At 72.0% G+C, this 19686-nt stretch carries 15 protein-coding genes; 8 read left to right on the plus strand and 7 right to left on the minus strand.

Annotated features, from left to right (window positions below; all coding sequences use genetic code 11):
- Positions 1-5364: GH36-type glycosyl hydrolase domain-containing protein (locus tag CS062_RS21170; RefSeq protein ID WP_303645163.1), on the plus strand; the 5364-nt coding region annotated here is incomplete at its 5' end.
- Here the strand turns inward: CS062_RS21170 and CS062_RS21175 are convergent.
- Positions 5294-5767, minus strand: a complete 474-nt coding sequence (locus tag CS062_RS21175; RefSeq protein WP_099863541.1) for a hypothetical protein — start codon at positions 5765-5767, stop codon at positions 5294-5296. The genes CS062_RS21170 and CS062_RS21175 overlap by 71 nt on opposite strands.
- Positions 5760-7100 carry an AAA family ATPase gene (locus CS062_RS21180; RefSeq protein ID WP_099863542.1) on the minus strand — a complete coding sequence of 447 codons (1341 nt, stop codon included), beginning with the start codon at positions 7098-7100 and terminating at the stop codon, positions 5760-5762. The genes CS062_RS21175 and CS062_RS21180 overlap by 8 nt, the downstream gene beginning before the upstream one ends.
- 208 nt (positions 7101-7308) lie before the next feature.
- Between CS062_RS21180 and CS062_RS21185 the strand changes: the two genes are divergently transcribed.
- Together CS062_RS21185 and CS062_RS21190 are read left to right on the plus strand one after the other, a co-directional pair.
- A complete protein-coding gene (locus CS062_RS21185) occupies positions 7309-7797 on the plus strand; it encodes a DUF1203 domain-containing protein (RefSeq protein WP_099863543.1) in 489 nt (162 codons plus the stop codon).
- 87 nt (positions 7798-7884) lie between these two features.
- A complete protein-coding gene (locus tag CS062_RS21190) occupies positions 7885-8454 on the plus strand; it encodes a type IV pilus assembly protein FimV (RefSeq protein ID WP_099863544.1) in 570 nt (189 codons plus the stop codon).
- Here the strand turns inward: CS062_RS21190 and CS062_RS21195 are convergent.
- From CS062_RS21195 to CS062_RS21215, 5 genes are all read right to left on the minus strand, one after another.
- Positions 8438-10219, minus strand: a complete 1782-nt coding sequence (locus CS062_RS21195) for a retropepsin-like aspartic protease (RefSeq protein WP_099863545.1) — start codon at positions 10217-10219, stop codon at positions 8438-8440. The two genes, CS062_RS21190 and CS062_RS21195, sit on opposite strands and share 17 nt — an antisense overlap.
- Before the next feature lie 167 nt (positions 10220-10386).
- On the minus strand, positions 10387-11277 hold the full coding sequence (locus CS062_RS21200) for a sialate O-acetylesterase (RefSeq protein ID WP_158238864.1): 891 nt from the start codon (positions 11275-11277) through the stop codon (positions 10387-10389).
- A 109-nt stretch (positions 11278-11386) separates the two neighbouring features.
- Complete coding sequence (locus CS062_RS21205) at positions 11387-12421, minus strand: acyltransferase family protein (protein WP_099863547.1); 1035 nt, start codon at positions 12419-12421, stop codon at positions 11387-11389.
- The gene (locus CS062_RS21210) at positions 12418-13623 is read right to left on the minus strand and encodes a pyridoxal-dependent decarboxylase, exosortase A system-associated (protein ID WP_099863557.1); all 1206 of its coding nucleotides are present in this window, start codon (positions 13621-13623) and stop codon (positions 12418-12420) included. Before CS062_RS21210 ends, CS062_RS21205 begins: the two co-directional genes overlap by 4 nt.
- A gap of 104 nt (positions 13624-13727) precedes the next feature.
- Complete coding sequence (locus CS062_RS21215) at positions 13728-15335, minus strand: acyl-CoA ligase (AMP-forming), exosortase A system-associated (RefSeq protein WP_233218194.1); 1608 nt, start codon at positions 15333-15335, stop codon at positions 13728-13730.
- A gap of 208 nt (positions 15336-15543) precedes the next feature.
- On the opposite strand from CS062_RS21215, the gene CS062_RS21220 reads away from it, so the two are divergent.
- Genes CS062_RS21220 through CS062_RS21240 form a run of 5 tightly spaced genes read left to right on the plus strand, consistent with a single transcriptional unit; the run spans position 15544 to position 19683 of the window.
- Entirely contained in the window at positions 15544-15795 is a 252-nt protein-coding gene (locus CS062_RS21220; protein ID WP_091732902.1) for an acyl carrier protein, read from the plus strand.
- A gap of 29 nt (positions 15796-15824) precedes the next feature.
- Positions 15825-16715: a hydrolase 2, exosortase A system-associated gene (locus tag CS062_RS21225; RefSeq protein WP_099863549.1), complete on the plus strand. Its 891-nt coding sequence runs from the start codon at positions 15825-15827 to the stop codon at positions 16713-16715.
- On the plus strand, positions 16712-17632 hold the full coding sequence (locus tag CS062_RS21230) for a hydrolase 1, exosortase A system-associated (RefSeq protein ID WP_099863550.1): 921 nt from the start codon (positions 16712-16714) through the stop codon (positions 17630-17632). Before CS062_RS21225 ends, CS062_RS21230 begins: the two co-directional genes overlap by 4 nt.
- 30 nt (positions 17633-17662) lie before the next feature.
- A complete protein-coding gene (locus tag CS062_RS21235; protein ID WP_099863551.1) occupies positions 17663-18463 on the plus strand; it encodes a tetratricopeptide repeat protein in 801 nt (266 codons plus the stop codon).
- 35 nt (positions 18464-18498) lie between these two features.
- A complete protein-coding gene (locus CS062_RS21240; protein ID WP_099863552.1) occupies positions 18499-19683 on the plus strand; it encodes a DegT/DnrJ/EryC1/StrS family aminotransferase in 1185 nt (394 codons plus the stop codon).
- Positions 19684-19686 lie beyond the last annotated feature (3 nt).

Raw genomic sequence — 19686 nt, forward strand, 5'->3', positions numbered from 1 at the left:
CGGACGCTGCAGCGCCTGCGGGTGCTGCAGCCGCCGCTCGCCAACGACCCGGCGCTGACAGCCGGCGCCGCGCTGGTCGCCGCGCTGCTGGCGCCGGAGAACCTGGCCGCCTCGGCCGAGGAACAGCAGGCCGTGCTGCAGGGCCAGGTGGCGGCGGCGCAGGCCGAACTGGACGCCCTCGCCGCCCTGGCACCGGCCGACGCGTCCGTCGACGAGACGCCGCCGGTCCAGAACCTGCTCCGCGACCTGATCGCCCAGCTGCGGTCCTGGTGGCAGGACCAGGGCGCGCCCTTCGCCGAGGCCCGGCTGGCGCTGCGCGAACTCGCGCGCCGCGCGCGCCGCCTCGGGCTGGAAGCGGACTACCGCCCGCTCTTCGATCCCGAGCGCCGCCTGCTGCGCATCGGCTGGCGCGGCGACGCGCAGCAGCTCGACGACAACCATTACGACCTGCTCGCCAGCGAGGCCCGCCTCACCAGCCTGGTCGCGATCGCCAAGGGCGACCTGCCGCCGGAACACTGGCAGGCCCTGGGACGGCCCTTCTTCGCCCGCGACGGCGCCGGCGATTCGCTCGGGCTGAAGTCCTGGTCGGGTTCGATGTTCGAGTACCTGATGCCGTCCCTGGTCCTGCGCGAACCGGCGGCCAGCGCGCTGGGCCGGGCCATCCGCACGGCGGTGGCGGAGCAGCGCCTCGAGGCGCGCGGCAAGGGCACGCCGTGGGGCATCTCCGAGTCGGCGATCGCGGGCCAGGACCACACGCTGGCCTACCAGTACGGCCCGCAGGGCGTGCAGACGCTCGCGCTGGCACGCCTGGCCGTCGACGAACGCGTGCTCGCGCCCTATGCGGCGGTGATGGCGGCCGTCGTGGCGCCGGTGCGGGTGGTCTCCAATCTGCAGGCCTTCGAGCGCCTGGGCGCACGCGGCACCTTCGGTTTCATCGAGGCGGTGGACTACACGCCGCAGCGCCAGACCGCCGGCGCCGGCTTCACGCTGGTGCGGACCTACATGGCGCATCACCAGGCCATGGGCTTCGTCGCGCTGACCGCCCTGCTGGCCGACGACGCGCCCCGGCGCTGGCTGATGAGCGACCCGCACGTCAAGGCGGTCGCGACGCTGCTGCATGAGCGCGCGCCGCGCGAGGTGGCGCCGCTGCAGGCGCCGCCGGCGGACGCCTGGCCGCGCAAGCGCGCGGTCCGCAAGGCGCGCATGGTGCGCGAGAGCGAGCCGCTGGCCGAGACGCTGCCGCTGACGCACATGCTGACCAACGGCCGCTACTCGGTGGTGCTGCGCAGCCACGGCGGCGGCTACAGCAACTGGGACGGCGTGGCGATCACCCGCTGGCGCGACGACCTGCTGCGCGACCAGCACGGCAGCTTCACGATGCTGCGCCGCGCCGGCGAGACCGACTGGTTCAGCACCACCGCCCGCCCCGCGCCCGATCCCCGTGCTCGATACACGGCGCGCATGCAGGCCGAGCGCGCGCTGTTCGAGGCGACCTGGCCGGACCTGCACAGCTGCACCACGGTGTGGGTCAGCCCGGAGGACGACTGCGAGCTGCGCCAGGTCGAGCTGACCAACCGCGGCGACCAGCCGCTGGCGCTCGACCTGGTGTCCTGCTTCGAGGCCACGCTGGCGCCGCAGCGCGGCGACGAGGCGCATCCGGCCTTCTCCAACCTGTTCATCCAGGCCCGCTGGGACGAGACACAACATGCGCTGCACCTGCGGCGGCGTCCGCGGCTGTTCGACGAGGCGGCGATGCGCGCGGTCTTCTTCCTGGCCGGCGTGGATGGCGGCGCGGGCTGCGTCAGGCCGCCCCGACCCGCCGTCGACGCCCCGCGGGGCGAGGACTGCCGACCCGAAGGCCATGGGATCCGCGAGGTCCTGCCCATCGCCGATCGCGCGCGCTGGCTGGGCCGCTACGGCAGCTCGACGCGACCGGTCGGCGACGCGCGTCCGCAGTTCGTCGACGACGAGGCGGACGTGAGCGCCGACGGCGAGCCTGGCCGCCTGCTGGACACCGGCCTGGACCCGGTCGCCGGGCTGCGCGTCGGGCTGGACCTGGCGCCCGGCGCGACGGTGCGGCTGACCTTCTGCACCGCGGCGGCCCGCGACGCCGACCTGCTGGCGGCGCTGGTCGACAAGTACCGGCAGCCGGCGCATGTCGAGCGCTCGGCCTCGATGTCGCACACCATGGGCGGCATCCGCCTGCGTGAGCTCCAGTTCGACACCACCACCTGGGGCGCGCTGCTGCAGCTCAACACGCTGGTCACCGGCCAGGCGGTGCGCGAGCCGGCCCATGCCCGCGAGCCGCGCGGCCGCTGCGACCGGCGTGCGCTGTGGCGCTTCGGCATCTCGGGCGACCGGCCGATCCTGATGGTGACGGTCAGCGGGGAGGAAGGCATCGACCTGATCCGCGCGCTGAAGAAGGCGCTGCGGATGTGGACCACCCATGCGGTCGGCGTGGACCTGGTGGTGCTGAACGAGGAACCGCCGTCCTACCTCGCGCCGGTGCAGCAGGCGCTGCAGGCGCTGCAATCGCGGCTGCAGGGGCAGGCCCAGGGCCGGCCGGCGCACCTGTGCTCGGCACTGCACGTCCTGCGCGACAGCGACCTGCAACCCGACGAGCGCTTCACGCTGCAGACCCTGACCCGGATCCGGCTGCAGGCCGACGGTCGTGGGCTGGCGCAGCAGGTGGAGCGCTGGATCGAGGACACGGCCCCCCCTGTCGAGTGCGAGCGGCTGCCGGTGGCCCATGCGCTGGTCGAGCGCCCGCTGCCGGAGGCCATGCCACGGCCGCCCGAGGGCCGCTTCGATCCCGACCATGGCGGCTTCGCCTTCGAGGTCTCGCCGGACCGGCATCCGTCGCGGCCCTGGGTCAATGTGCTGGCGAACCGCGACTTCGGCTGCCAGGTCACCGAACTGGGCGCCGGCTACACCTGGGCCGGCAACAGCCGCATGCACCAGGTCACGCCCTGGTCCAACGACCCGCTGCTGGACCCGCCCGGCGAATGGCTGCTGCTGCACGACCTCGACCACGACCGCGTCTGGCCGCTGGGCCGCCAGCTGCGCCGCGACGCGCCGCTGTCCATCGAACACGGCATCGGCTACTCGCGCAGCCGGCAACAGCTGGGCGACCTGAGCGTCGAACTCTGCTGGTGCGTCGATCCCGAGGCGGCGGTGAAGCAGGTGCAGGTGCGCCTCGGCGTCGTGGGCCGCACCGGCGGTGGACCGCGGCGGCTGCGGCTGGTGGCCCTGGCCGAATGGCAGCTGGGCAGCGCGCGCGGCGAGCGGCTGTCGGTGGTGACGCGCAGCGACTGGCTGACCGTGGGCGAACTCGGCGCCGGGCTGCCGCAACCCGAGCGCGCGTTGACGCTGCAGGCGACGCAGCTGGACCACCTCGGCGGCTTCGGCGACGCGACGGCGGCGCTGTGCATCCGCCCGCGCCAGCGCGGTGACCGACCGCGTGAACTGCCTCGCGTGGACGGTGCCGACGCGGCGCGCGGGACCGGCACCGGCCCAGCGCGTGTGCGCCTGGACGCGCAGGACTGGACCTGCGACCGGCGCGAGTTCTTCGATGGCGCGGGCCGCATGGTGCTGCCCAAGGCCCTGGCGCGGCGCTGTGGCGACGGGCTCGATGCCTGCGCGGCGCTGGCGGCACGGATCGAGCTGGATGCGTCGCAGCCGGCGGAACTCACCGTGCTGCTGGCCCACGGCCCCTCGCCCGACGCGACCCAGGCGCTGATGACGGCCGCCTGGGCGGTCGATCCGGCGGAACGCCTGGCGCGGCAGCGGCGGCAATGGCCGGCGCTGCTCGGCGGCCTGCAGGTGTCGACGCCGGATCCCCGCTTCGACGCGCTGACGAATCACTGGCTGCCGTACCAGACGCTGGTGTGCCGGATGTGGGCCCGCGCCGGCTTCTACCAGGCCGGTGGCGCCTTCGGTTACCGGGACCAGCTGCAGGATGCGATGGCGCTGACCGACGTCGCGCCGCAGCTGCTGGCCGACCAGATCCGGCGCAGCGCCGCGCGGCAATTCCCGGAAGGCGACGTGCAGCACTGGTGGCATGAACCCGGTGGCGCCGGCGTGCGCACGCATTTCTCGGACGACCGGCTCTGGCTGCCCTATGCGGTCGCCCACTACCTCGCGCGCACCGGCGACCTGACACTGCTCGACGACACGGTGCCCTTCCTCGTCGGCCAGCCGGTGCCCGACGGCGCCGAGGACATCTACGAGAGCCCGCGCACCGACGGGCCGATGGCCTCGATCTACGAGCATGCGGCGCGTGCGATCGACCGCAGCCTGGACAGCGGGCCGCATGGGCTGCCGTTGTTCGGGACCGGCGACTGGAACGACGGCATGAACCGTGTCGGCCATGAGGGCCGGGGCGAATCGGTCTGGATGGCCTGGTTCCTGGCGCAGGTGATCGAGGACTTCGCGCCGATCGCGACCGCGCGCGGCGAAGGGGATCGCGCCGCGCGCTGGAAGGCGGCGCGCGACGGCTGGGTGGCGGCGCTCGACGGGCCGGGGTGGGATGGCCGCTGGTACCGGCGCGGCTTCTTCGACGACGGCTCGCCGCTGGGCTCGGCCGAGAACGCGGAATGCAAGATCGACCTGATCGCGCAGAGCTGGGCGGTGCTGACCGCGGCGGCCGATCCGGCGCATGCGCGGCTGGCGATGGCCAGCGCCTGCGCGCACCTGCTCGACCCGGTGGCGAAGCTGGCGCGGCTGCTGCACCCGCCGCTGGCGCAGGCGCAGCCCAGCGCCGGCTACATCCAGTCCTATGCGCCGGGCGTGCGCGAGAACGGCGGCCAGTACAACCATGCCGCGGTGTGGGCGCTGATGGCGCTGGCGCGGCTGGGGCAGCGCGAGACGATGTGGCAGGTCTACACCGGGCTCAGCCCCGCGCACCGCTGGGCCGATCCGCGGCTGGGGCCGCTCTACGCGATCGAGCCCTACGTGATGGCCGGCGATATCTACTCGCATGCGCCCTGGGTCGGGCGCGGCGGCTGGAGTTGGTACAGCGGCTCGGCGGGCTGGCTGCTGCGGGCCTCGCTGGAGTCGATCTGCGGCGTGGTCATCGAGCAGGGCCGGCTGCGGGTGCGGGCCTGCCTGCCGGTGCACTGGGACCAGGCGGAGGTCCGCATCCGTCACCAGGGCCGCTCGCTGCGGGTGATCGTCTGCGCCAACGAGACCGCCTGCCGCGCCGCGCTCACCCGCGAGGCCGGCGCGCGCCGGGAGAACGCGGGCGAGTCGATCGACCTGGCGACCCTGTCGCCGGAGCAGGCGCTGGTGGTGGTCAGCGTGCCGGGTACTGATTTGGAGTTCGATCAAGCCCGGCGAGATCTTGATCAAGCGACCAGACCCTGACACGGCTCATCGAAAACTGCTCGCATTGGACCTGCCATTCCTTGCGGATCGACAGGTCGCCCATGCCATGCCCCCGCATGGCGGCCTCCGGGAAATCGTTCAGCCAGGAACGGACCAGCGCCACATCCGGCATGCGCATCGGCTTCCAAGGCGCTCGATCGTCAATCGCCGCCTGAATGGCAGAAACAAATTGCCTGGCGCAATACCGACGGACTCGCCCGTCGGAGAGTTGAGCGATGTGGTTGCCGGTTTCAAATACGGCGGCCATGGGAATGAAGAGATGGGCTGCGCCCTCGATCAGACGTTCAAGCTCCGCAATGACCGCCTCACGGCTCTCGTTGAACCCGGGGACGTCCAGGACGTTGAGCAGCACGGAGGTGTCGAGAAGCACGATCTCACTCATCCGCCGCCTCCCCTGCCCCTGCGGACCGAAGCGAAGCCAGCCACTCCTTCGCCTTCGCCTTGCGAGCGGCCGGACCGGGGTGATGTTTCACGAATCGATCGATGGCGCCTGTGGTCAACAGGTGTCCAAGACTGCCCTTGACAAGCAGTTCAGGGATATCCGGCACATTGCCAAGTCGGACCAGACGGCTGTCTCCCTGGTGCGGATCTCGATAGCAGAACACGACATCCTTGAGCGCGTCGGCGGGCAGCGCGTCCAGCAGTGCGGGGTTGTGCGTGGACAGCAGCACCTTCAGCTTGCGTCGCTCCGCAATCTCCTTCAGGCGCTCGAGCAAATGATGCGCACGACTGGGATGGACGCCGTTGTCGATCTCCTCGATCACCACCAGGCTGCCCTCCTGCGCCGACAGCATGGCTGCGGCGATCGCCAGCACCCTGAGCGTCCCATCGGAGAGCAAGGGCGCATCACAGGCCTTCGGCACTCCTCCAAACGTCTCCACCAGCTGGACCATCACTTCACCACGCGGGCCGGTCAGGAAGCTCAGGCGATCAATGTCCTGTTCAGGCAGACTTTGAATGAACGAGAGGATGTCTGCCCGATTGGCAGCATGGCACTCGTCGGCCTCCGCCTCGCGCCCCCAGAGGTCATAAAGCACGCTCGAGAGGTTGGCGCCGTCGCCGTGAAGCTGCTTTTCAGAGGCAAAGCTGTAATCGCGCATTCGCGCGGGGACCGGGTCCAGGAACAGGACGCCGGCCAACAGGCGCTGGTAGTCCTTGACCACTTTCGGGATCTCCGCTTGAGCCCGGTCGTGGCTCGGCTGAAAGCTGGCCGGCGAGTCAAGCTGGGTGAAGACCGCCATCTGGTCGCTCACCGTGATGTGGGGTTTCCTACCGCCTCGGGCAAAGTTGTTGTAAGCGACCACCGCGTCCGTGCTGGCCCCACTGGAGGGCTGAACCAGCTCGTACAGCGGAAGGCTGGCAGCGATCGATGAGATCCGCTCTTCGGTGACGTGAAGCTCGCCAGCCCGCAGGCCGATGCCGATCGTCAGGTGCGGCCAATCCCCTTCGCTGATCGAGCACCCCAGCGCGAAAGCGGACGCATCCGCCCGACACAGGTCTTCGACCCGGCCACGCACCACCTTGTCCGCGCTGTTCACGGCGTACTTGATCGAGCCCAGCCTCTGTCCCTGGGCCAACCAGGAGAGAAGTCGGAGGGCTTCGATGACGTTGCTCTTGCCCGCCGCGTTCGCACCGATCAGCACCGTGAGAGCGCCCAATGGAAGTTCGGCCTTCTCATAGCTCTTGAATCTGCTCAGCGTGAATGTGGTCAGCATGGTTGCTCCCGTCGAGCGGCGTACCGCGCGCTTACGACTACAAGGGACGGCATCGTACTGGACTCCACACCCTGCATCACCTGGCCGGCATGTTCCGGATTCCTCCAACGCTCTTGCAATTCCATGTCCGGAAACGGCGCGACCGCCGGAGCGCCCGGGCCTATCGTGAGCGCATCAAGGACTCCGACGGCCACCGCGCCGCGCGCACATGGACTTCCGCATCCTGGGGCTCGACCCCGCCCCGTTCCGCCCGATGTTCACGATGACCGACGAGCGCTTGCGCGAGCTCGGCGTGCTGCGCGTGCGCATCGACAGCCCGCGCTCCGCGCCGGACCGCATCACGCTCGACGACGCCGAACCCGGCGAGACGGTGCTGCTGCTCAACCATGTCCACCTCGAGGTCGACTCGCCGTATCGCGGTACCCACGCGATCTACCTCCGCGAGAACGGCGGCGAGCGCTTCGACCGGATCAACGAGGTGCCGCGCGCGCTGCGGGGCCGCATGCTCTCGGTCCGCGCCCTCGACGCGGCCGGAATGATGGTCGATGCCGATCTCGTCGACGGGGACCGGATCGAGCCGCTCATCGAACGGCTGCTCGCCCAGCCGGCGGTCAGCTACCTGCAGGTGCACTTCGCCAAGCGCGGCTGCTATGCCGCCCGGGTGGAGCGCGCGCCCGAGCCGCCGGTCTCGGTGTGATCCTCGGCCCGGCCCCGCAGATGGACCGCATGCACGGCGGTCGGGTCGATCTCAGCCCGCCGCGGCGGCCATGCCATAGTCCGGCCCATGTACCGCCGCCGCCGCATGCCCCGCTGGCTCAGCCTGGTCTTCTTCGGCCTCGGCCTGTTCATCGTCCTGCTCTCGCTCGATGTCGTGCACTACGTGCCGCGTCCCGGGAGGTCGCGCGCGCTGTCTCAGGCGCCCCACCACTGGTGGGTCACTGGTTACGGTTTGGTGTTGCTGGCGATGTCGGCGCTGATAGCCTTTCCCCGCATGCCCGTCCGATGGCGCCAGGGCATCGGCGCCTGCGCGTCGTTGACCTTCCTCGTGTCCATGGGAGCCTTGATCGTGACAGCGCCGATGGGATCGACCGAGCGCCTCCTGTTCGCGATCCCGCTGTTGATCGGTGGCATCGGCGTGCTCGTCGGCGTCCGGCTTGGGTTGTCCGACCGGCACCTGTTGGATCCTGACGGGCTCGACCCGATCGAGAAGGCCCGCATCCTGCGCACTCACGGCCGTCCGGAGCAGGCCGACGAAGTGCTGATCCACGCCATGCGCGATCAACCGGAGCGCGCGCCGGAGTTCCAGCGCGCGCTCGATGCGATGCGCCGTCGACGCGTCACTCCGGACGCTTGACCGTGCCCGCCAGCGCCTCGAACCCCGCCTTGCGCACGCTCTCGTCGATCGCCGGCGCGATCCGGCGTGCCGCCTCGAAGTCCTGACGGGCCTTTTCCGGCTCGTTGAGCCGGCTCAGCGCCAGCCCGCGCCCGTAGTGCGCCCAGGCCAGCGGCTTGAGCTCGATCGAACGGTCGAAGGCCTTGCGGGCGGCCGCGGCCTCGCCCTGGCGCAGCCGCGCCCAGCCCAGGAAGGAGCGATAGCTCGCCTCCTCGCCGTCCAGGTCCACCGCCTCCTTGCAGTCGTCGATCGCCTGCTCGATCTCCAGGTTCATCCGCGTGCGCATCCAGCACCGATCGCCATGCATCGCGGCGAGCCGCAGGTCGCGCGGATGGGACCGGATCCAGAGATCGAACTGCTTGAGCGCCTGCGGCGCCTCGTTGCGCCGGGCATGCATCTGCGCCATCGGCGCCCGCAGGTTGGCGCTGGGCGGCAGGGTCTCGTCCAGCGCCGCCAGGTCCTGGCCGGCGCCGTCGCGGTCACCACCGGCCATGCGCAACTGGGCACGGTGCAGGCGGGCCTCCGCCAGGGTCGGGTCCAGCCGCAGCGCCTCGTCCAGGTCGGCCAAGGCCTCCTTGTTCTGCTTGAGGGCCTGCCTCACCCGCGAGCGCGACTCGTGGTACAGCGCCACCGTCGGCGCCAGGGCGATCGCGCGGTCCAGGTCCTCCAGCGCCCGTGCGGGATCGCCGCCCACCAGCGCCGCGTTGCCCCGGCGCGCGAAGCCGTCCGCATCGTCCGCCGCGATCGCCTCGGCCTTGGCCGCATAGCGCTGGTCATAGGCGCCGGCGGTGGGCTCGCCCTTGGCGAAGATCGGCCCGCCATTCCAGGTCGCGTAGATCTTGCCCTGCAGGCGCGACACATAGACCCGGTGCGACAGGAAATAGTCCAGGCCGAGCAGCATGCCGTACTCGTTGTCGCTGGCGTCGGTCACCCGCATCCGGTTGTTGCTCACCTTCTCTCCGCCGAGCTCGAAACGGTCGACGCGGGTCGTCCATTCGCGCGCGAACTCCGCGCCCGCGCCGCCGGTGCGGCCCGACGGCGTCAAGTCGGCCTCGGCGATGCCGGCCTTGCGCGCCGCGCCGATCATCAGCGCGGTCGCCGGCGCGCCGGTGTCCATCAGCGCCCGCAGCTTCTCGCCGTTGACCAGCACCGGCACGCGCACCGCGCGGTCGCTGCGCCCGTAGGAGATCAAGGGCGCCTCGATCACCGGCGCCTCGCCGGCCCAGCAGGCCAGCGAGGTCTTCTCGCAGTCGCCCTTGGGAAACACCAGCCGCACCACGCCATGCGCCAGGTCGTACTCGGTGTCGGCCACCGACAGGAAGTTGCGCCCCAGCACGCCCATGATCCCGGCGTTGATCTCGTTGCCGCCGACCAGGAACTCCACGCCCTTGAGCTCCGCCTGTTCCAGCACGACGCTCTGGACCGTCGTCACCCTCAGCGCCTGCACCGCGCCGGTGATGCCATAGACCCGCAGCCCGTCGGGTGCCGGCTTCGTCCTCAGGTTGAGCTGCCTGGCGCTGGCCTCGCTGAGGAAGCTGTAGAAGGCGCCGCTGTCCACCAGCAAGGGCACCGGCACCCCGTTGAGCTTGACCGTGGCCACCGGCCGCGATTCGACCAGCCGCACCGGGATGTCCATCGTCTCGATCTGGCATTTGTCGGGCGCGGCGGCGGCGCCGGCGGCGCCCAGGATCAGCGCCAGCAGCGGCGCGACATGGCGAGCGTTCAATCGTTCCTCCCCAGGAAGTTCCCGCGGGCTCACGCGCGCCCGGCGAAGCCGCGACGATACGCCGACTCAGGCCTCGATCCGGGCCCCTCCGAGGGGGGATCGCGCGTGAGAGGACCGCCGTCGTGGGGCGGGCGTCAGGTCCTCGTCATCGCCTCGTCATCGCCTCGTCAAGGCGTCGCCCGGGCCGCCGGCGCGAGCACCTCGGCCCACATCGCCGCCGCGCGCCTTGCGCCTTCGACGGTGAAGTGGCAACCGTTGCGCAGCGGCTGGCCCAGCGTGTCGGTGTCCGGACCCGGCCGGAAACCGCTGCCCGGGATCGCGAGCAGTTCCCGCACCGCCTCACGCACCTGACCGCCGTCATGCGGCGGGCAGAAGGTCGAGCGCGCGATCCACCAAGGCGCGTCCACGCCCCGCGCGGCCACGCCGGCGCGCAGCGCTGCGAGCGCGTCGCGGTAGTCGGCCATCGCGGTGCGGTCGCGTGCGTCGGCCTCGCCCTGCTGCCACAGCACCGCCGCCACCGGCCAGCGCGTGCCCTTGATCCGGTCCATCTGCGTCTGCCAGTAGGCGCGCAGCGCGCTGTCCGGGGCGGTCCATTCAGCGATCGGGCTGCCCTCCACCGCCACCACCGCCCACACGACGGGGCGGCCCTGCCAACGGCCGCCCAGCGCCTGGTGCACCGCCGGCCAGAGGCTGCCGCCGGTGCCGGTGCCGCCAGGCACCGGCGCGGTGGACATGCCGCAGCCGCCCAGATGCAGCACCGGCATCGGCGGCACCGGGGCGGCTGCGGGCGGGATCGGGTCGGCGTGGTTGGCCGCGTTGGATTGGCCCATCACCACGATCACCACCGGCTGCTCGCCCTTGAACACCGCGCCGCAGTCGGGCGCGGTCACCGGCATGTCGTGGATCGCGGCCAGCCGCCGCGCGAGGTCGTCGGCAGGCGTCGCACCCTTGGACTGCCGCAGCATCGCCACGCCCGCGGCGATCATGCCGGCGCAGGACAGCAGCGCCACCGCGCCGATCGCCAGCGGGATCAGGGAGTTCTTCCGTTCTTCGGTCATGGTGATGCGGCTCGCGCCGCGCTTCGGGTCTTGTGGGAACGCCGGCGCGCCCCGGCGCCGACGAGCGCGCATTGTCTTCGGAGCGGCGCGCGCCCCGGACGAATGCCGCTCAGCCTTGGGCGGGGGCCGCGCTGGGCGCTGGCGAGCGGGCGCGGTAGCGGCCGCGGATCCAGCGCATCGCCGGCTGTTCCACCATGCGCGTCAAGCCGTGCGCCAGCCCGGCGGAGACGGCCATCGCCAGCAGGATGGCGAGGTGGACCTCCATACCCCAGCCTTCCAGCCGGCGGATCAGCGCCCAGCCGATGTTCTCGTGCAGCAGATACAGCGTGTACGAGATCGTCCCCAGCCACAGCAGCAGCGGATGCTCCAGCCAGGTCCAGCGCCCGCGTACCGCGCCCTGCAGCACGAGGTGGAACACCGCGGCCAGCGCCGCCAGTTGCCAACCGTCGGCCAGGCCGATCGCCAGCAGCGCCGCAACCGCGAGCGCCCGGTCCCAGCGCCGATCGCCGCCGGCTCGGCTCAGCCGGTAGACCGACACGCCCAGCGCGAACCAGGCGATGTAGGGCAGCAGCAGCCAGCGCTGCCCGATCCAGGGCAGGTCCAGGCCCCACGCGGCGAGCGCCCCGGTGTAGACGAGCCGCAAGGCCAGGCAGGCAAAGAGGAAATGCCGCAGCCCGGCGCCGCCGCCGAGCCGGAAGCTCGCCAGCGCCCAGCCGTAGAAGAGCAGTTCCACCTCCAGCGTCCAGTACACGTTGTCCACATGCGGCACGCCGAAGAAGCCCTGCACCATCGTCAGGTTGGCCAGCAGCACCTCCCAGCCCACGGTCTTGCCGGGCAGGCCCAGCAGGTGCGTCAGCGTGAAACTCAGCAGCAGCGCGCCCCAGTAGGCGGGATAGAGCCGGCTGAAGCGCGACACGACGAAGTCCATCGGCCGCGCGGTGCGCTCCAGCGTCATGAAGATGACGAAGCCGCTGATCATGAAGAACAGGTTCACGCCCAGGTGCCCGAACGGCACGGCCAGGCGCAGCGGCTGCGCATGGCCGAAGAGCTGGTCGTAGCGCGTCGTGTAGTGGAACAGCACCACCGCCAGCGCCGCGATGCCGCGCAGGGCATCGACTTGCGCGAGGCGGGGCGCCGCGTTCACACCAGGACCTCGGCCGCGCCCGGGTGGCTCAGGAAGCCTTGCGGGCTGGCGGTGATGCCGTAGGCGCCGGACTGGAACACGACCACCAGGTCGCCGGGCTCCGCCCGCGCCAGGCTCATGCGCTCGCCCAGCAGGTCCAGCGGCGTGCACAGCGGGCCGACCACCGACACGCCGGCCTCGGGTTCGTCGCCGATCCGGTTGCCGATCGCCACCGGATAGTTCTTGCGGATGACCTGGCCGAAGTTGCCCGAGGCCGCGAGATGGTGATGCAGGCCGCCGTCGGTGACCAGGAACACCTGGCCGCGCGACACCTTGCGGTCCACGACCCGGCACACATAGACGCCGGCCTCGCCGACCAGGTAGCGGCCGAGCTCGACGACCAGCTTCGCCTGCGGCAGCGCCACGGCGGCGCGCTCGATCAGGGCCGCGAGGTTGGCGCCGATCGGCCCCAGGTCCAGCCGCTGCTCGCCGGGGAAGTACGGGATGCCGAAGCCGCCGCCCAGGTTCAGCACCTTCACCGGCGCGGGCGCGTGCCGCGCCAGTCGCAGCGCGAGCTCGAAGCTCTTGAGCTGGGCCTCGACGATCGCCTCCGGCTTGAGGTTCTGCGAGCCGGCGAACAGATGGAAGCCCTCGAAGCCCAGGCCCGCCTCGCCGATGCGGGCCAGCAGCTCGGGCACCTGTTCGGCGTCGACGCCGAACTGCTTGGGTCCGCCGCCCATCTTCATGCCGGAGGACTTGAGCTCGAAGTCCGGATTGACCCGCACCGCCACCCGCGCGGCATAGCCGGTCTCGGCGCACAGCGCGCGCAGCAGCTCGACCTCGCGGAACGATTCCAGGTTGATCAGGATGCCGGCGGCCAGCGCCTGGCGCAGCTCCAGCGCGCTCTTGCCGGGGCCGGCGAAGCTGATCTCGCGCGGGTCGGCGCCGGCGTCCAAAGCGACCTGCAATTCGCCGGCGGAGGCGACGTCGATGCCATCGACCAGGCCGGCCAGATGCGCGACCAGCGCCGGCATCGGATTGGCCTTCATCGCGAAGTGCAGTTCCAGCTTCGGCGGCATCGCGGCGCGCAAGGCCTCGACGCGGCGCGTCAGCAGCGCGCGGTCATAGGCATAGAACGGCGTGCGGCCGATGCGGTCCGCGAGCCGGGTCAGCGGCTGGCCGCCGACCAGCAGCACGCCGTCGCGGGCCTCGAACTGGTCCATCGGCGCATGCCGCGGCGCGGCCTTGGCGAAGGCTGCGGCGGCGGCGGATTGGGGCTGGTCGTCGATGCTCACGGTGCGGTTCTCCGGCGCGGGTCGCGCGCCGGTCATTGGGCTTCCTGCCGCGCCACCCAGTCGGTGCTCAGCAGCTTGCGGTCGATCTTGCCGTTCGGGTTGCGGGGCAGCGGCCCGGCCTGCGACTCGATGCCGGCCGGAATCATGTAGGCCGGCATGCGCGCCTTGCAGGCCGTCAGCAGCGCGGCCGTGTCGAGCGTGTCGGCGCCGACCGGCGGCGTCGCGATCACCTGGATCGACTGCCCCAGCGTCGGGTGGTCCACGCCGAAGGCGACACACTCGCCTACCAGCTGGGTCGCGTACAGGATCTCCTCGACCTCGGTCGGACTGACCCGGTAGCCGGAGGTCTTGATCATCTCGTCGCGCCGGCCGATGAAGTACAGGAAGCCCTCGGCATCCCGGCGCACGTTGTCGCCGGAGAAGACCGCGACCTCCGGCAGCTGCAGGCCGGGCTCGCGGCCGCCGACGCCCGGCGGCAGCAGCTTGTAGCGCTCGGCGGTCTTCTCGGCATCGTTCCAGTAGCCCAGCCCGACCAGCGCGCCGCGATGGACCAGTTCGCCGGGCTCGTCCGGCGCGCAGGGCGTGCCGTCCTCGCGCAGCACCAGGATCTCGGCGTTGGGGATGGCCTTGCCGATCGAGTCGGGCCGGCGGTCCACTTCCTCCGGCGGCAGGTAGGTCGAGCGGAAGGCCTCGGTCAGGCCGTACATCAGGAAGGGCCGGGCCGACGGCACACGCTGGCGCAGCAGGCCCAGCGTCTCGCGCGGCATGCGGCCGCCGGTGTTGGCGAAGTAGCGCAGGTGCTGGTCGATGGCGGCCGGCCATTCCAGCTGCGCGAGCTGGATGTACAGCGGCGGCACGGCCGTCAGGCCGGTGATCTGGTCGCGTTCGAGCGCCTTGAGCACGTCGCGCGGCATCAGGTAGTTCAGCAGCGAGACCGACGCCCCGGCGTGGAAGGCCGTCGTCAGCTGGCTGAAGCCGGCGTCGAAGGACAGCGGCAGCGCGGCCAGCAGGCGGTCCGACGGCCGGTTGTCCAGGTAGCTGGCGACGCTCTTCGCGCCGGCGACCATGTTGCGGTGCGACAGCACCACGCCCTTGGGCCGCCCGGTGGAGCCGGAGGTGTAAAGGATGGCCACCATGTCGGTGTCGATGGCCCGGTGACCGGCCCGGGCCGGCGCGTCCAGCAGCTCGCTGTAGCGGACCCAGCCCTGCGGCTCGGCGCCGGGCGCCGGATCGACCAGCACCACATGGCGCACCGACGGGCATTGCGCCAGCACCGGCTGCAGCGCCGCGTAACGGTCGCGCGAGGTGATCAGCACGCGGACCTCGCAGTCGCGCACGATGAAGCCGACCTGCTCGGGCTTGAGGATCGGATTGACCGGCACGAAGACGCCGCCAGCGGCGGGCGCGGCGAAGCTGGCGACCACCGTCTCCAGTCGCTTGTCCAGGTAGATGCCGACCCGCTCGGCCCGTGCCAGGCCCAGCGACAGCAGGCCGCTGGCCAGGGCCCGGACCTGCGCGGCGAGCTCGGCATAGTCCAGCGCGCGGCCGCCGTCGCGCAGCGCGGGCGCCGCCGGATCGCGCTCGGCGCTGTGCCAGATCAGGTGCGGAAGCAGATGGCTGTCGGTGGCGAAAGCGGTCACGGTGAGGTCGCGTGGCGGTAACGGGCCGGGGGGCGGGACGGGGATTCCGGGGCCGATCCTCGTCGAACAAGGGCCGGACAGGCGCGGCGAAAAAAGTATCTCACGCGGTCCCCCGGGGAGTACCTCACGAACCGGGGGAGATCCCCTTGGGATGGGGGGGCGCCCCGGGGGCTCCCAGAGGGGGCCACAGTTAAGATCCGCCCCGATCATGAACACCCAACACCACCTGCTCGCCATCCTCGACGACGTCCTGAGCCTGGAAGGCCGCGCGAAGGACTTCACCGTCGACACCGCGCTGCTGGGCGCGATCCCGGAGCTCGACTCCATGGCGGTCGTCAGCCTGATCACCGCGCTCGAGGAACAGTTCGGCATCGTCGTGGACGACGACGAGATCGACGGCGCCACCTTCGCCACGGTGGGCGCCCTGCTGGACTTCGTGAACGGCAAGCTCGCCGCCTGAGCGGCCGTCCGCCGCCGCGCCCGGATCCCATGGCCGCCGCCGACACGCCGTTCTTCCTGGATGCCGGCGCGCGCGGCCAGCGGCTGTGCGTGCACCATGCCGCCGCCGCGCCTTTCAGCGCCGCGCCGCGCGGCCAGATCCTGCTCCTGCCGCCCTTCGCGGAGGAGATGAACAAGTCCCGTCGCATGACGGCGATGGCCGCGCGCGCCTTCGCCGCCGACGGCTTCGAGGTGCTGACGCTGGACCTGCTGGGCTGCGGCGACAGCAGCGGCGACTTCGGCGATGCCACCTGGGCGCACTGGCAGGACGATGTCCGCCTGGCCGCCACCTGGCTCGATGCGCGTGTCCGTCCCGGCCCCGACGGCCGCCGGCCGCCGCTGTGGCTCTGGGGCCTGCGCGCCGGCGCCCTGCTCGCGCCCGCCGCGTTCGACGCGGTCATCGACCGGCCGCTGCATCTGCTGCTGTGGCAACCGGTGACCGCGGGCAAGCTCCAGCTCCAGCAGTTCATGCGACTGCGCGTGGCCGCCGACCTGATCGGAGGCCAGGCCAAGGGCGCCGTCCAGGCGCTGCGCGACCAGCTCGCTCGCGGCGAGCCGGTCGAGATCGCCGGCTACCTGCTGGCCCCCGCGCTGGCCGACGGCCTGGACGCCGCTCAGCTGAAGCCTTCTCCGCGCGTGGCGCGGGTCGCCTGGCTGGAGCTGTCGCCGCGCGAGGACGCCACGCTCACCCCCGCCGCGGCGATGGCGGTCCAGGCCTGGCAGGCCCAGGGCGCCGAGGTCCGCGCCGCGGTCTGCCAGGGACCCTCCTTCTGGGCCGCGACCGAGATCGAGGAAGCGCCGCGCCTGATCGAGGCCAGCCTCGCCGCGCTGCGCGCCGAGACCGACTTCGCCGCACCGCCTGCCGAGGCCATCGCCGCATGAGCGCCCTCCCCGCCGCCCCCCATCGCGACAGCCTGCTGCGCATCGACTGCGAGGGCGCCGCGCTGGTCGGCCTGTTGAGCGAGCCGGCCGCCGCGTCGATGGCCGACATGCCGCCGGCCGACACCGGCGTGCTACTGATCGTCGGCGGGCCGCAATACCGCGTCGGCAGCCACCGCCAGTTCACCCTGCTGGGTCGCGCGCTGGCCGCCACCGGCCTGCCCTGCCTGCGACTCGATCACCGCGGCATGGGCGACGCCGAAGGCGAGCAGCGTGGTTTCGACCAGCTTGACGCCGACATCGCCGCCGCCCTCGACGCCTGGCAGCGGGAGCGCCCGGCGCTTCGGCGCGTGGTGCTCTGGGGCCTGTGCGACGCCGCCTCGGCCGCGCTGCTCTACGTGCATCGCCGCCGCGACGCGCGCATCGCCGGCCTGTGCCTGGCCAATCCCTGGGTCCGCACCGAGGCCAGCCTGGCCCGCACGCAGGTCAGGCACTACTACCTGGACCGTCTGCGCCAGCCAGCCTTCTGGCGCAAGCTGCTGAGCGGCCGGGTCGGCCTGGGCGCCGTCCGCGAGTTGCTGGGCAAGCTCGCGCAGGGTCGCGCCGCGCCCGCGGGCACCGCGACGCCAGCCGATGCGGCGGCCGCGGACCGTCGCCACTACACCGAACAGATGGCCGACGGCCTGCGTGCCTTCGGCGGCCCGGTGCTGCTGATCCTGTCCGGCGACGACTACGTCGCCAAGGAATTCCTGGACCGCTGCCGCGACGGCGGCCCGGCCTGGCGCGGCCTGCTCGGCCGCCCCGGCCTGCGCCGCGAGGACCTGCCCGACGCGGACCACACCTTCTCCACCGCCGCCTGGCGCGCGCAGGTCGAGCGGCTCACCGCCGCCTTCGTCCGCGACGTGCCGGCCGCCACCTGACCGGAACCCCGGCCCACCCGGAGCACCGCCATGTCCGCCCTTCCGTTCCCCCGCGCCGGCTGGCGCACCCTCGCGCTGGCACTGGCCGGCGCCGCCGCCACCCATGCCGCCATCGCGCAGGGCGTGGGCTGCGGCGGGCTGGCCAACAACTACGGCCCCTACGACTACCGCCAGTACAAGGACGCGCCAGAGATCGACCCGGTGACCAAGCAGATGTCGCCGCTGCTGATGGTCGAAGGCGCCCACTTCATCGACACCTGCGAGGCGCTGGTCAAGTGCAAGCGCGGCTCGATCGGCAGCGACATCGACTACACGCTGCGCGCCTTCCCGAACCACCACCGGGCGCTGGTGGCGATGATGCTCTACGGCGAGCGCACCAGGCGGGACCAACCGCCCGACGCGCTGTTCACCGTCGACTGCTACTTCAAGCGCGCGCTGGCCTGGAAGTCGGACGACGTCATCGTGCGCCTCATCTACGCCGGCTACCTGAACGGCAAGGGCAAGGCCGGACCGGCCAAGGAGCAGCTCGAGGCCGCATCCAAGCTGACCGGCGACAACGCGTTCTCGGTCTACAACGTGGGCATGGTCGCGCTGGACCTCAACCAGGTCGACATGGCCGTGGATGCCGCCCGCCGTGCCTATGGCGCCGGCATGACGCACCCGGTGCTGCGCCAGCGCCTGATCGCGATCAACCGCTGGCCGTCGGACATCCAGCTGCCGGGGGAAGCCGCCGCGGCATCCGCGCCGAGTTCCCCGCCGAGTTCCGCGCCGGCGTCGGCCTCCGGACCGGCCTCGGCGCCCGACGCCGCCACCCCGCCCGCCGGCCGCTGACCGGCAGGCCCTCCGACTTGAGCGCCCCGCCTCCCATGCTCGCGCCCCGGCTGCCCGTCATCGGCTGGCGCACCTTCGCCGGTGCCGCCCAGGTCGACCAGCACAGCCTGCTCGATCACCCGCGCCATCTGCCCACCACCAGCGGACGCGCGGCGATCCTGCTGGCGCTCGAGTGCCTGAACGTCGGCCCGGGCGACCTGGTGCTGCTGCCGTCCTACCACTGCCCGACGATGGTCTCGCCGGTGAAGACGCTGGGCGCCGACGCGGCCTTCTATCCGATCGACGAGCACGGCGTGCCGCGGCTGGACTGGCTGTCGGCCCACGGACCGGCGCATCCGAAGGCGCTGCTGGTGCCGCACTACTTCGGCCTGCCGCAGCCGATGGACGCGGTGCGCGCCTGGTGCGACGCACGCGGCATCGCGCTGATCGAGGACTGCGCGCACGCGATGTTCGGCCGCGCCGGCGCCCGACCGATCGGCTCCTGGGGCGACGTCGCGATCGCCAGCCTGACCAAGTTCTTCCCGACGCCCGAGGGCGGGATCCTCGCGCTCAACCGCGCCGACCTGACCCTGCCGCCGCTGACGCCCGCCGGCCGCATCGAGCAGGTCAAGGCCGCCTCCGACATCCTGCACATGGGGGCCACGCACGATCGCCTGACGGGACTGAACCGGCTGATCCGCGGCGCCTTCGCGCTCAAGAGCGCGCTGCGCCGCGTGGTGAGCGGCGGCGGCGCGCCGGCCGCGCCGAGCCAGTACGGCGAGCTCGACGAGAGCAGCGAGATCGACGCCAACATGGCGCTGATCGACCTGCCGCTGTCCCACCGCGCGTTGACGCGGGCCAGCGGCTGGATCTCGCGGCGGGTGCCGCGCCGTCGCATCGTCGAGGCCCGCCGCCGCAACTACGCGCTGTTCACCGAAGCCTTCAGCGGTCGCGACGGCGTCCATCCGCTGCTGCCGATCCTGCCGCCGGACTGCGCGCCCTATGTCTTCCCGCTGTGGGTGCGCACGCCCGACCCGGGCTACCTGGAGATGCGCCGGCTGGGCGTGCCGGTGTCGCGCTGGGACCGGCTGTGGCCCGGCGTGCCGGCGCTGCCGGGCGATGCCGGCAAGGCCTGGTCGCACCATGTGCTTCAGCTGGCCTGCCACCAGGACCTCACCGACGCCGACCTGCGCCGCATCGTCGAGCAGGTCGAGCGCCTCTTCATCGCGCCCGCGCGCTGAGGC

It is taken from the genome of Roseateles chitinivorans (assembly GCF_002761755.1).
Lineage (GTDB): Bacteria > Pseudomonadota > Gammaproteobacteria > Burkholderiales > Burkholderiaceae_C > Roseateles > Roseateles chitinivorans.